This window comes from Paenibacillus sp. FSL R5-0341 (assembly GCF_037975235.1).
Lineage (GTDB): Bacteria > Bacillota > Bacilli > Paenibacillales > Paenibacillaceae > Paenibacillus > Paenibacillus amylolyticus_A.
The window spans coordinates 2,122,437-2,135,945 of sequence record NZ_CP150241.1; the positions used below are offsets into that span (position 1 = coordinate 2,122,437).

At 46.7% G+C, this 13,509-nt stretch carries 14 protein-coding genes; 8 read left to right on the forward strand and 6 right to left on the reverse strand.

Going from position 1 to position 13,509, the window contains the following annotated elements; translation table 11 throughout:
- The first annotated feature begins 93 nt into the window (after window positions 1-93).
- From MKX75_RS09705 to MKX75_RS09720, 4 genes are all read left to right on the forward strand, one after another.
- Window positions 94-1,302, forward strand: coding sequence for a M14 family metallopeptidase (locus tag MKX75_RS09705; protein WP_339169436.1), 1,209 nt, complete (start codon window positions 94-96; stop codon window positions 1,300-1,302).
- Between the two features lie 204 nt (window positions 1,303-1,506).
- Complete coding sequence (locus tag MKX75_RS09710; protein ID WP_036670081.1) at window positions 1,507-1,764, forward strand: hypothetical protein; 258 nt, start codon at window positions 1,507-1,509, stop codon at window positions 1,762-1,764.
- Window positions 1,765-1,906: 142 nt separating this feature from the next.
- Entirely contained in the window at window positions 1,907-2,209 is a 303-nt protein-coding gene (locus tag MKX75_RS09715; protein ID WP_036609727.1) for a heme biosynthesis protein HemY, read from the forward strand.
- 21 nt (window positions 2,210-2,230) lie between these two features.
- On the forward strand, window positions 2,231-2,452 hold the full coding sequence (locus MKX75_RS09720) for a DUF1450 domain-containing protein (RefSeq protein ID WP_017689421.1): 222 nt from the start codon (window positions 2,231-2,233) through the stop codon (window positions 2,450-2,452).
- A gap of 102 nt (window positions 2,453-2,554) precedes the next feature.
- Here MKX75_RS09720 and MKX75_RS09725 read toward each other — a convergent pair whose 3' ends face one another.
- The gene (locus tag MKX75_RS09725) at window positions 2,555-2,953 is read right to left on the reverse strand and encodes a hypothetical protein (RefSeq protein ID WP_339169437.1); all 399 of its coding nucleotides are present in this window, start codon (window positions 2,951-2,953) and stop codon (window positions 2,555-2,557) included.
- Between the two features lie 150 nt (window positions 2,954-3,103).
- Between MKX75_RS09725 and MKX75_RS09730 the strand changes: the two genes are divergently transcribed.
- A complete protein-coding gene (locus tag MKX75_RS09730) occupies window positions 3,104-3,385 on the forward strand; it encodes a hypothetical protein (RefSeq protein WP_076330379.1) in 282 nt (93 codons plus the stop codon).
- A 175-nt stretch (window positions 3,386-3,560) separates the two neighbouring features.
- Complete coding sequence (locus tag MKX75_RS09735; protein WP_062833610.1) at window positions 3,561-4,391, forward strand: aldo/keto reductase; 831 nt, start codon at window positions 3,561-3,563, stop codon at window positions 4,389-4,391.
- Between the two features lie 323 nt (window positions 4,392-4,714).
- On the opposite strand, the gene MKX75_RS09740 is transcribed toward MKX75_RS09735, so the two are convergent.
- The 4 genes from MKX75_RS09740 to MKX75_RS09755 form a co-directional block, all read right to left on the reverse strand.
- On the reverse strand, window positions 4,715-5,449 hold the full coding sequence (locus tag MKX75_RS09740; RefSeq protein ID WP_339169438.1) for a DsbA family oxidoreductase: 735 nt from the start codon (window positions 5,447-5,449) through the stop codon (window positions 4,715-4,717).
- Between the two features lie 215 nt (window positions 5,450-5,664).
- Complete coding sequence (locus tag MKX75_RS09745; protein ID WP_076330382.1) at window positions 5,665-6,090, reverse strand: cytidine deaminase; 426 nt, start codon at window positions 6,088-6,090, stop codon at window positions 5,665-5,667.
- 77 nt (window positions 6,091-6,167) lie between these two features.
- Window positions 6,168-8,168 (reverse strand): LTA synthase family protein, encoded by a 2,001-nt coding sequence (locus MKX75_RS09750; RefSeq protein ID WP_339169439.1) that lies wholly within the window; start codon window positions 8,166-8,168, stop codon window positions 6,168-6,170.
- 214 nt (window positions 8,169-8,382) lie between these two features.
- A complete protein-coding gene (locus tag MKX75_RS09755; RefSeq protein ID WP_339170412.1) occupies window positions 8,383-9,537 on the reverse strand; it encodes a class I SAM-dependent RNA methyltransferase in 1,155 nt (384 codons plus the stop codon).
- Between the two features lie 239 nt (window positions 9,538-9,776).
- Here MKX75_RS09755 and MKX75_RS09760 point away from each other — a divergent pair, with 239 nt between their 5' ends.
- Entirely contained in the window at window positions 9,777-10,409 is a 633-nt protein-coding gene (locus tag MKX75_RS09760; RefSeq protein WP_264929685.1) for an O-methyltransferase, read from the forward strand.
- 100 nt (window positions 10,410-10,509) lie between these two features.
- Here the strand turns inward: MKX75_RS09760 and MKX75_RS09765 are convergent, their stop codons facing one another.
- Window positions 10,510-11,718, reverse strand: a complete 1,209-nt coding sequence (locus tag MKX75_RS09765; RefSeq protein WP_145146820.1) for an asparaginase — start codon at window positions 11,716-11,718, stop codon at window positions 10,510-10,512.
- A gap of 518 nt (window positions 11,719-12,236) precedes the next feature.
- Here MKX75_RS09765 and MKX75_RS09770 point away from each other — a divergent pair.
- A complete protein-coding gene (locus MKX75_RS09770; protein WP_339169440.1) occupies window positions 12,237-13,430 on the forward strand; it encodes a cytochrome P450 in 1,194 nt (397 codons plus the stop codon).
- Window positions 13,431-13,509: the final 79 nt, after the last annotated feature.

Below are 13,509 nucleotides of genomic sequence, written 5' to 3' on the forward strand. Positions count from 1 at the left end.
ACGGACAACCTGGCCTGCATACATATGTTACAGACACGAAAATGGTGAGAACCGGACAGGAGAACGGTCTTTTCCTGTGGAAAGGAGAACAACATGGAACAGCAGTGGATTATCGTTCAGCGGGGAGATACGCTGCCGAGAATTGCGTCAGCACATCATATGACGAAAGAGTTACTTGCTGCACTGAACCCTGAAGCGGCCTCTCAGCCTTACCTTCTGGCAGGTCAGATGCTGCGTATTGTCCCCGGGACAGGTCGCAGGTATGCTGTACCGCCTGGAGAAAGTGTAGTGGGGATTGCAGCGCGCTTTGGTCTGGACGAAGAGGTGTTGCGCCAGGCCAATCCCGAAATCGCCAATATTGCCGACTGGGTTGGGCGCTGTATTCATATTCCGGCTTCGAATGGAAAAACTATTGTAAAGATTCAGGGAGAGTACGGTTATCGAGAATTAATCAACGATATAGACAAACTTGAGAATCAATATCCTTTTATCGAGACGGGTTCAATCGGAACAAGTGTCATGGGCAAGTCACTGCCTTATTTGCGTATCGGGCAAGGACAGAGACATATTCATGTTAACGCTTCCGTTCATGCTAATGAGTGGCTGACAACGGCAGTTCTGATGAAATTTATTGAAGAATATGCCCAGTCATATAGCACGCATAAGGCATGGCATCAATTCCAGACAGAACGATGGATGCAAGAAACAACACTCTGGGCCGTGCCGATGGTTAATCCGGACGGAGTCGAACTGGTTCAGGAAGGTGTGGTCAATCAGCATCCACATGCACAGCAGTTGTTAGCCTGGAATGCCGGCAGATCACATTTTACACATTGGAAGGCCAACATCAGAGGAGTGGATCTGAATGATCAATTTCCCGCCCATTGGGATGAAGAGGCAGCGAGAAGAGGTCTAACCTCACCTGGCCCCCGGGATTATGCAGGAACAGCTCCATTGACAGAACCGGAGGCACAGGCACTTGCGCAGTGGACGCAGCAGCACACCTTCGCTGCGGTTGTCTCTCTTCATAGTCAGGGACAGGAGATCTATTGGAACTACCGTGATCTGGAACCCAGAGAGAGTGCACCGCTGTCGCGCAGACTCGCCAAAGCTTCGGGCTACAAGGCAGTGAAGCTTGGCGGCAGTGATGCCGGATACAAAGACTGGTTTATCCAAGCGTTTGGTAAACCGGGCTTCACGGTGGAAGTTGGATTGGGTGTTAATCCGCTTCCCATAGAACAGTTTGATGATATCTGTATAGAAGTCGGCATGTTGCTGGCTGAACTGTTATCCAATGGGTAATGGAGTTAGGGCTTGCTTATGAAGGTGTGAAACTTAACGGTAGATCATTCGTATAACAGGAACGGACGCTATGAGCGACGTTCCGTTTTTATTTTTTTGAAATCACATACTATGTCATTCGTTCTGAATGGTTTTTGAACGGGTAATAATGGATGTGCCATTTTGGCGACATATATTTATTATTTATTATACGGAGGGATTCAAATGAAGTGGAGAAGACTGCTGTCGTTCAAACGATGGACACAAGTTTTCAAAAGGCTCCCCCGGCTGCTCCGGGCTCCGCAGATTCCTTTGGGAGAAAAGCTGTTGTTTATTATTCCAGCCCTGTTGTACTGGGTACTTCCGGACGTCATGCCGTTTATGCCCATCGATGATATCGGGGTGACGTTGATTCTGATGAACTGGTTTGTAAGCCGTGCGGAACGCAAATATCCTGTGCTTCAGGAAGGGACGCCTTCTTAATTTGTGGGGAAATGGATAGGTTTAACATTGAATTCGCATCAATGTTATTGCGAAGAGCGGTAACTTTCTTTACAATAGATGCTGTAGTTTAAGACTGCTGAAATTGTTGAAACCAGCAATTACAATATAGGAGATGAAGAGAATGAACTGCAAAATTACGCGTAATGCTGCTAAAGTATTGAAGCTTGAATTGGACAAGCCGGAGAACGAAGGAAAAAAACTGCGCGTTGTCATCACCCATGCACATGGTGACCATGCTCACTACGGCCTGGATATCGACACACCAAAAGAAAATGATACGGTTGTATCTACCGATAAAGAGATTGATGTCATTCTCGCGAATGATCAGCCTTTGTTGAACGGTGTTAAAATTGACTACCTCTACTTCCCGGAAGAGGGCTTCGTTATTACGAATCCGTCCCAAGGTAATCACGGCGACCACTAAGGGCGCGAAGAAGGGGAACTCATGGCTAACGATATCCGCGTATGCGAAAAATGTAATCATGTCCGACTGAAATCGATTGTGCCCAAGTTGCAGAAAATGGCTCCAGACACGGAGATCAAAATTGGGTGCAAATCCTATTGCGGTCCTTGCGCGAAACGTGCGTTTGTCTTTATCAACGGTCGGTACATTAGTGCTCCGACAGAAGAAGAAGTGCTCGCCAAAGTCGCAAAGTTCGTGAAGTAACAGGATATAACAAGGTAATTGAACGAAGGGTTCAAACATCCGCAAGGAGGGGCGATGTGCCTCTCCTTTTTTGCGCTTGAGTAATAGTGAACACAAGCTGCGTTAGAATACAGTGCCCTTAATCATTTCATAAATTTCGAAGGTATCTTCTCTAATTTCAATGGCAATGACCGTGGTATCCTTTTTCAGAAAATGTATATGACCCATTCGTTCTTCCTCCAATTCGACCCAACCTGTATCCGCTAGCTTCTGAAAATAATCCATTGGCGGGTATAGTCCTTGCTCACCCCCAATATGTTTCAATTCATACATCACGCCATCTTTAATGTTTCTATTGCCTGAATCAGTTATGACTTTAATGAGCTTTGCATTGCTTGGGACAGGGATGTCTGGGTTTATGGATGAACCTGTATATCCTTTGATCTCGTATGTTTTAGGGGCACAGCCTTGCACCCACATGACTAAAGACAACAAGCAGAGAATTATTATTATTTTTTTCAATTGAATTCCTCCTGACCGGGGATGAGTACTTAATAAACGCAGCAAGACAGGTTAAGGTTACGACAAAAACACAAAAGAGGAATAAGGAAGACTTGTGTTATCCATCCTAAAGGGGTAACAGGAACATGATCATCCCAAGGAGGAATACTCATGCCGAAGCGTTATGATTCCAGTTTGCAGGCTGATACTACTGTATCTCAGGCGCAAAATGCGGTGAACAAGCTTCATTATGCTGTATCTCAGGCCATGTCTCATCCGACGGCACAGACCATTGTACAGGCGGAACGTCGTTTGGCACATACGGAGCAGGCGATGCGTCAAGCAGAGCTTTCGCTCGGAGGACAAGGTGTTGAGTTGGCAGAAGAGATGTTCATCGAGGAGAAGAGACGATTGAATTCCATCCAGAGTCAGCACGGTCAAGGGAATCAATAACGTTCCTGTTCACACCAGAACCCGCAGGGCAGCGATGCTTTGCGGGTTCTTCATGCCTTTTGCAAAAACTCTCGATTGATGGGTCTACTCCGACAGTATGTCGAATGGTCGCTTAAAATTCTGTGAGAAGGTTAATAGAACAAGAGCAGGCAAAATTCCATACGGGAGGTACAGAATGACAAAACATATTACAGATTGTACGATTCTGAACAACGGAGTAACGATGCCATGGCTAGGATTTGGAACATATAAAGCAAAAGGTAAGGAAGTGCAACAGGCGGTCGAGACGGCTTTGGAGGTTGGATATCGCAGTATTGATACCGCGTCCATCTATGGCAATGAGGAAGAAGTAGGACAAGCTATTGCAAGCAGTGGTGTTGCCCGTAACGAACTGTTTGTGACGACCAAGCTTTGGAACGAGGATCAGGGATTTGATTCAACGTTGAGAGCATTTGAAGCGAGTCAGAAAGCACTTGGATTGAATGTAATTGATCTTTACTTAATTCACTGGCCTGGCAGAGACCAGTATAAGGAGACGTGGAGAGCATTCGAACGTCTATATAGCGAAGGAAGCATTCGTGCGATTGGTGTGAGTAACTTTCAAGTACACCATTTGCAAGATATCATAGATGAAGGTGGAACGGTGCCTGCGGTGAATCAGGTAGAGCTGCATCCGGGTCTGATCCAGCAGGAACTTCAGGATTTCTGCGGAGCGCAGGGAATTCAGCTGGAGGCATGGAGTCCTATTATGAAGGGCAAGCTGAACCAAGAGTCGACACTCAAAGCACTAGCCCAGAAATATGGGAAAACACCGGCGCAGATTATTCTGCGTTGGGACATTCAAAATCAGATTGTGACGATTCCGAAGTCGGTTACGCCAGAGCGGATTCGTGAGAATGCGGACATCTTTGACTTTGAATTGTCACCGGATGAGTTGAAGCTGATTGATGCACTGGATTCGGATAAGCGGACGGGACCACATCCGGATCAGCTATTTTGGGATTGAGTGGGTGGCGCTAATTGAATATAATTGTTTGATTAACTACTGGTGGTTGTTCCGGTTACGGAATCGTTCTTTTGATCGCTGTTGTCTCCAAATTTTTTTTTGATTCCTCGTTTCAGAGGATAAAATTTGGAGACAGCTTATGCTTCCGATGCAGCTTTCTTGCAGAAAGCTTTCAGGCGAACGCTTCGCTTCTTCAGAATCGATTCCGTCCCCTCCACAGTAACTGTTCATCAAACACAAATATATACAATGAGCTTGAGTGGTGTGTAGCATATAAAAAAGCAGCAGGATCGGGGATACTCCCCGATCCTGCTGCTTTTGTGTTATTTATTTGAATCGGATGGTGGAACTGCGCAACCGTCATCTGTGCAGACTCCGCTGCCGTCTGTTTCTGTTGTGCTGGATTCAACCATGGTGAAAGGGGAACGCTCGTCCCATGCTTTCTGAATGGCATCCAGGAATACCTCGTCAGGCTGAGCGCCTGATACGGCGAACTTGCGGTCGAATACGAAGAACGGTACACCACGGATGCCCAGTTGCTCACCTTCCGCTTGGTCGGCGCGAACATTGTCCGTGAATTGATCACTCGACAGCACTGCCGCAGCTGCATCACGATCCAGGCCTACTTCTTCTGCTAACTGAGCCAAGACCTCAGGGTCTCCCGAGTGTTTACCTTCAATGAACACAGCTTGGAATATGCGCTCGCTTAGTTCAAGCGCTTTGCCTTGAGTATCCGCCCAGTGTGTCAAGCGGTGAGCTGAGAAAGAATTGGTAGGAATCATGGCATCGATATTGTATTCCAGTCCTGCCGTGCGAGCATTGGCATTCATCTGGGCATTCATGCCTTGGGCCTGCTCCACGCTAATATTATATTTGGAAGCCAGGTATTCCGTATTGGTTTTGCCTGGGTTCAATGCAGCATTTGGATCAAGCTCGAAGCTTTTGAACTGCAGCTTCACTTCATCACGGTGTGGAAACTGTTGCAGCACATTCTCCAGGCGGCGTTTGCCGATATAACAGAAAGGGCATAGAAAATCAGACCATATCTCAATGTTCATTTTATTAAAACCTCCATCATCCTTTTAGTTGAAACTAATATGGTTACAATTATAAAGCCACTTTCTATAATTCGCAAGTTTAGGCTTCGCCCCATTGAAAAAAAGTGTTGAGACTTGCAACGGAAAGGTTGCGGCCTCAACACTTTAATTTTATACCATGCGACTTAAGGATAGGAATCCTGTGGATCTCCGTCGCTCTTAAGCGGGGAGACAACTTACTTATCCTTGTATGCCTTGGACCAATGGTGAGGTTGGATCTCATCCAGTCTTTTGAAAACCAACTGACCAGCAGGGTCGTATACGGCAGCCTTCACTTCTTCACCCCAATAAAACAAGCGTTCCTGGCATACGCCGCAGGGTGTAAGGACCTTGAATTCCGAATGCTCGTCATCACGAGCGATACAGAGGGAGTGGGTGACGCGTTCATTCAATTTGTGGGCTTCCAGATAAGCTCCTGTTTCCATACATAGATGCGTGGCATCGTTGATGACCTCTGGAGCTACGCTAATCAACAGGGAACCAGCTTCGGTATAGACGGCACCGGCACCGCCCCATCCCTGAGGATAACGTTGCTGCACAAAGTTTGCGGCTGCATCGAACAATTGTTGTTCAATATTAAATGATCCTGTGTGTGATGTCATGTAATGAGAGTGCCCCTTTTTAAATCCAATTCAATTCAATATTTCGCGTATTTTTTAGCTTGTCATTACGATTTTGCTCATTGTGATGTTGCTCCTGAACTGTCTTCCTCTCGAAAGCGCTGAATCAAATCATAGGTAATTACGGTGTCCGAGACGTGCAATCGCTTGGTTGCTTCATCATGAGCGGGCCGGCATGCATTGATATCCGTTTTGTCACGTGTGGACAGGTCATAACAAGCACCGCTCTCATAGATATAGTCATCCGATGGAATATAGAATACAGAACCATCCGAGAATGCGCCATTACGCAGCACAACCGTACGGGAAGACCCGTCATAAACGTCGTTACCCATATGATAATAGGACTGGTCGGATACACCGAGCAAATGCATCACGGATGGTGTGATGTCCAGTTGTCCCGAAGGTTCGTCGATGGTTCCAGCAGCAGCTCCATCTGGTAAATGCACGAGCAGAGGCACCTCGTTCATGATCTGAGCCATATCCAGTTCGTTCAGTGAACGTCCAAGGAACTGTTCGTATTGGGATTGTTCCTTAATCGAGTTGTCGTGGTCTCCGTAGAACATAAAGATGGTATTTTCCCATAATCCCCGATTTTTCAGATCCTCCACCATCTTGCCGAGCGCCGAATCTACGTAATGAACCGATTGCAGATAATCACCGAACATTGTTCCCTGGAACGCGCCTACATCCAGCTGCTGTTTCTCTTTAGGCAGGGCATATGGGTGGTGACTGCTGAGTGTAATGAGGAACGAATAGAACGGTTCGGTCACCTCACTGCTCATTTTCTCAACGGATTGGCGGAAAAAGGATTCGTCAGACAGGGACCAGCCAAGCGGGTCATCCTGTGCAAAATCATTTTTACTATAAAACTTGTCGTACTTCATGTTCTGATACATCGTATACCGATTCCAGAAGCCACTCTCATAAGCGTGAAATACGTTGGTGCTATACCCGTTATCCTTCAGAATGGAAGGGAGGGAATCATACGTATGGTCTGCATAGCGTACAAACGCGGATCCAACCGGAAGTGGATGCAGAGAAATGTTTGCTCCAAAATCGGCATCTGACGTTCTGCCCTGACCTGTCTGGTGGTAAAAGTGACTATAATACTGACTTTCCTTCATCAGTTCATTAAAATGCGGTGTAATCTCCTGACCGCCAATGCTTTGGCCAATCATGAAGTTCATAAAAGCCTCACCCTGGACAATGATGACGTTGCTGTCCTTATATTTGCCGAACAAGGCATCGTTCTGCGGTTCAGCTCCTTGCCTTTCAGCGAAGAATGCCTTTGCCTGTTCAACATCCGCGGGTTCAGCCTGCGGCCCGGAGCCGATATGGTCTTTGGCATAGTTGTACAGATCATAACCATGAAAAGCGAGAAGTCCAGTCACATTGTACATGGATACATTCCACCAGTTGTTATCGAACAGGCCCTTGGCCCATGTTTTGCTGTAAAAATAAATCGGGCCGACTGCGAGACCCAGTCCCAGCACAAGGGCAATGCTGCCGGCAGTGAGACGGCGGCGCATCCCCGCCTTGCGATCATTATACGTATAACTTCCATAACCTTGAACAGACGCACTGGCGTGCTTCGAACGGTAACGTCTGCTGAACAGTACGATAGCTGCGAATGGAATGACGACAAGCCAATCGGCAAAGAACCAAAGATCGCTTGTGTAGATCAATGTAGCAATACTGTCACCCAATGCGTCAACTTGTCTGGCCTGCAACAATACCGGGATGGTCAAGAAATCCTGGAAATAGCGATAATACACCATATCGGCATAGATTAGTGCGGTAAGCAGCAGGTTAAGCACCGCGAGAGACACGATCATGCCTCTACGTGGCAGCCACCAGGTCCAGAAGGACAGGAGAAGAAGTGATCCAATAGCAATGACTTTATCCAGCAGTCCCATCGTAATGTTATAGGCGTGCAGATTGTGATGGAGCCACATGAGTTTGAGCAGCATGAGCACAAGAAAAATAAGATATAACGTTAGTGGATGATTCAGAAGCCCGCGTGGCATGGAGCTGCGAGTAGGGCGAGTGACAACCATATGTATGTCCCCCTTGCTTTCGTTGTTTTGTAATCGGAATGTTAAAATAGGGCTCCATCCATTATAGCGTGGCCCCATGGGTTTTCAACTATGCCTAAGGATGAATTGATTTCTATCCAAACGAAGGCCGATGACGGCGAATTCATATGAACAGAATAGCGCACAAAAAAGCACTCCAGCCATAGATGGCAGGAGCACTTTATATTCGAAACAGTTATGAAGATTGTGGTGCTTTATTTCGTGGGGGCAGTGGGCCCAAATACTGATAGTACTGGGTTTCAATTCGTCCGTTGAACAATTTGCGACGCTTGTCTGCTTTATGACCGAAATACTCCTCGAAAGCTTTGGTCGATGTGATTGCGAAAAAGGACCATGTTGGCATGTCTAGATAACTGCGCCCTAATGAGCGGAGCAACTTCTGAACTTCTTTTTCTTCACTCAAACGTTCACCATATGGGGGATTGGTAATGATGACACCATAATCACCCTGTGGTCTAGCGCGATGAGCGGGCAGGACGCTGACTTCAATTTCTTTAGCGAAGCCAGCACTTTTGATCGCTGCCATAGCAACTTCAATCGCTTCGGGATCAATATCGCTACCTGAAATCTGTAACGGGATATCGTCACGTACAGCATCGAATGCTTCTTCGCGCGCCTGTTCCCACAATTCTTCAGGAATGACAGCCCAGTCCTCGGAGTTGAAGGTACGACGAAGTCCTGGTGCAATGTTCCAGCCGATCATAGCGGCTTCAATTAACATTGTGCCTGATCCACAGCATGGATCATAAAAGGGGCGGGATACATTCCAGCGACTGAGCTGAATAAGAGCTGCAGCAAGTGTTTCTTTGAGTGGTGCTTCGGTGACGAGTTTACGATAACCCCGTTTATGCAGACCTGGTCCCGTTGTATCCAAAGTAAGCAGGGCGCGATCGTTCAGCAGAATGACCTCAATCACATAACGAGACCCATCCTCTGGGAACCACTCCGTGTCATAAGTCAGTTTCAGTTTCTCTACGATTGCTTTCTTCACGATCCCTTGTGATGCAGGTACGCTGCTCAACTGAGATTTTTGGGAGCGACCCTCTACAGGAAATTCGCCGTCAGCAGGAATCCACTCTTCCCATGGAAGTGCTTTGGTGCCTTCAAACAATTCGTCGAATGTTGTAGCAGGGAATTCACCCATTTTGACCAATACCCGATCCGAACTTCTCAGCCACAGATTACACCGGCAAATATCAATATAATCCCCAGTGAAGAAAACCCGTCCATTGTCGATCGTAACATCCTCATACCCCAGTTGCTTCAGTTCCCGGGCAACAACAGCCTCGAGTCCCATTGCCGAGGTCGCAATCAATTGCAATTGAGCCATGTGATTCATTTCAACTCCATTTCAAGCTGGAGAAGGAATATCCTTCTCTCTGCTGTATAGTAACGGTGCGGCCTTGCCGCTTTCCGTGAAAAAACTTACAATGAGAAATGCGGTGAACGTATGCAATCCTCTCTCGAGATGATGCACCAGTCAACCGCCTGTGTTGATAACAAACATTTATTATAGAACATTGGCATCCATATGGAAAGCAGTCCAAGTGTCCAAGGAGGATTTTAGTGGTGAATCTGACCCCTGATGAATATGTGAATCAATTATTTCAAGAGGATGACCTTTTGCTGAAAGTGAAAGAGGCCATCCGTTCGAACGGTATGCCGGAAGTTTCGGTTGCTGCGGCGTATGGACGTTTGCTCACGTTTCTAGCCAAGACATCCAAAGCAGAAGCTGCGCTCGAAATCGGCGTGCTGGGCGGTTACAGCGGGATCTGCATTGCACGCGGATTGCGTGAAAATGGGACCCTGACGTCTCTGGAACTGAAAGAGAAATATGCGGCAATGGCGCGTGGTCATCTGGAAGAAGGCGGTTTTGGCGAAAAGGTAGAGTACCGGATTGGCCCGGCGGCAGATAGCCTGGAGCAATTGCAACAGGAAGGTCGCACATTCGATTTCTTCTTTATTGACGCAGACAAGGAAAATTATCCGGTATATCTCGACTATGCCATCAAGCTGGCTCGGCCAGGTGCTGTCATTGTGGGGGATAACTGTTTCCTGCGTGGTCGTACACTGAATCCGGACAAGCAGGGTCCGGCCGTTCTTGCGGTTCGTCGCTTCAATGAACAGATGGCAAGTGATCCCCGTCTGGTAACGACCATGTTACCGGATTACGATGGGCTCGTGCTTGCTTGGGTGAAGTGAGAAGAGGTTGAGGTAACAAAAAGAAGAGACGACACACCTTGAATATCAGGGGCGTGTCGTCTCTTCTTTTTGTCCAGATTTATAAAGGATGAGTGCTTTCTTAGACTTCAGGTGTTCCGTACGTTTCGAACCATTTTTTGATGGTGTCAAAATCATCACTGAAGGATAGTCCAAGCATCAATAACACACGAGCTTGTTGTGGACTCAGGTTATCGCCGGCAATGATACCTTTTCCACCCCCGTATACACTTCCTGAACCCGTCCGAGTGGTGGTCACGAAGATTACACCTTCCTCAATGGCTTTGGTACGAGCTTGTCCCATAGCTCTGGAGATACCGCCAGCTCCTGTACCGGAGGTTACGATGCCTTGTGCGCCGTTGCTCACGAACCCTTCGATGGCTCCGCCTCCAGCTTCTTGATACGAGATCGCAATTTCCACTTTGGCGAGATCAGCTTTTGTGATTTTACTCAGATCGAATACGGGCTTCGCAGTGCCTTCAGGTTTCAAGGCGCGTGCAGGAGCACGGTAGATTCGAATGTTTTCTTCATCAATATATCCTACGGCACCGAGCATCGGTGTCTCAAACGTATCTGTCCGATAATCATTCGTTTTGCTTACACCACGTGCGAGTTGGATGGTGTCATTCAACATCAGTACTGTTCCGAATGAAGTGGTACGACCACTGCCTGCAAGTTTGATGGCGTTGTACAGATTGGCTTGAGCGTCAGAGCCGATGACAGTCCATGGACGCATGGAGCCTGTGATCACGACCGGTTTGTCACTCTGAACCGTCATATCGAGGAAATAGGCGATTTCCTCCATTGTATCTGTACCCGTGGTGACCACAACGCTGTCATACAGGGCAAGAGCTTTATCTACCGTCTGCGACAAGTCATAGAGATCAGCCATGCTATAGGAGCCTGAGCCTGAATTTCCGAATTGGAGCGTGCTAACATCAGCAATCTTCTGCTTATCCGGTAAGGCGTCTACCATCTCTCCAATGGGAAGCGTACCTGCCTTGTAGTTCTGGAAGCTGGTTGCATCCTCGGATTGACCGGCAATCGTTCCGCCAGTTCCGATCACCAATACATTAGGGAGCGCAGATTGCTTGGAGGAGTCTGGTACAGCAGGGATGGAGGTATTGCGAGCTGGAGTAGTAGATGCTGTCTGAACAGCGCCTGTTGTACCTTTTACCTCCGTGGCTGCGTGCGCAGCGTAGGTTCCGATCGGGGACAACGAGATCGTTAACGCTGTTAAAGCTGCGGTACTCCATACGGCCCAGGGACGAAGATTGGATGTTTTTCTCATGAATAGCACTCTCCTTCAAGTAAGTGTGATGTTAAGTTTGTTAAGAAGAATATGTATACCATTTCAAATTGATTGTATTTCATGTTAAGTAATATGACAATTGTAGATATAGATAGAGTAATCGGTTACATTCATAGATATTAGGAGTATATTGATTATTTATAAGGTAAAATGAAAGAAAATTCATTCTAGCAAAGCTAGAATAGAGATGGAATGAGTAGTTTTGAAGAATAATCAGATGTTTTTGTGTTAGTTAATATTACATAATGAGGCTTTTGTCCTGATAAAATGAAGCATTTCAAGAGAGGGAATGTTGGATGCGGGTTTATAGCAGAAGTGGACCTTTCTACAATTAATATTTATCACACAGGCTAGCACAACGAGAGGTAATTAGTAACGTGTAGTAGGTAATGGGTCTCAATTACGTTCCAAAGATTGGTTTCGTTATGGAGTTTTGTTTATAATAGGGGTGATTAACATATGTAAATAAATATATAATATTGATTGGAGGAGAAACGATGAAACAGGCACCCAGAAAGTATGCAAATTACATTCCGATTCGTGAATTAGAGAGTTTGGAAGAGCGGCTATCTCCCTTCCAGGTGTACGCAGAGCTTCGTGATAACACTCCAGTCCGATATGATGAGCATCGAGAATGTTGGGATGTTTTCGGTTATGAAGATGTGAAGTATGTGTTGAAAAACCCGAAACTGTTCTCTTCTGCACGTGACCGTGCCAATACGAGCATGCTGACAACAGACCCTCCCAAGCACAAACAGCTGCGTGATCTGGTGAATCAGGCGTTTACACCCAAGGCCATTGAAGCGTTGGCTCCGCGTATTCAGGAAATTACAGATGAGTTAATTGCTCCACACCTATCAGAAGGACATATGGAACTTATTGATGACCTTGCGATGCCATTGCCCGTCATTGTGATTGCTGAATTGATCGGAGTCCCTGCGACGGATCGTCAAAAGTTCAAGGACTGGTCTGATGTGTTGGTAAAAGGTGCGCGTGATGACAGTGAAGAGGCTTTTCAGGAGCTGTTGGAGGAGAAAAAAAGAAATACACAGGAACTGCATACCTATTTCACTGGCATTATGGAAGAACGTCGGTTGCAGCCGCAGGATGATCTGATCTCGTTACTACTTGCTGCGGAGATTGATGGTGAGCATTTAACCGCCGAGGAAGTGGTCGGTTTCTGTATTCTCTTGCTTGCTGCTGGTAATGAAACAACAACGAACCTGATTACCAATGCGGTTCGTATATTGTCTGAACAACCCGATCTACAGCAGGAGTTGCGAGAAAATCCTGAACGGATTACTACTGCGATTGAAGAGACGTTGCGATATTATCCGCCAATTGTTGCAATCGGGCGTGTCGCCAAGGAAACAGTAGAGTTGAATGGTCAGACAATTCAAGCTGGAGAGCAGGTGATTTCCTGGGTTGGATCTGCCAATCGGGACGGTGCCCAATTCGAACGCCCGGAAGATTTCATTTCTGATCGCAAGCCGAACAGGCATATGGGATTTGGATTTGGCATTCATTTTTGTCTGGGTGCACCGCTCGCTCGTTTGGAGGCAAGGGTCGTTCTGCATACGTTGCTTCAGCACATGGAGCGCATTCAGCTTGTGCCGGGAACGGATCTGCAGCCGATACAAAGTGCCTTTGTGTTTGGGGTGAAACATTATCCGATAGAATTCAATAAATAAATAAATAAATAAATAAATAAATAAATGAATGAAATAACAGATGAATAACAAAAGCCGCTCTCAGGCCAATTAGGCGCTG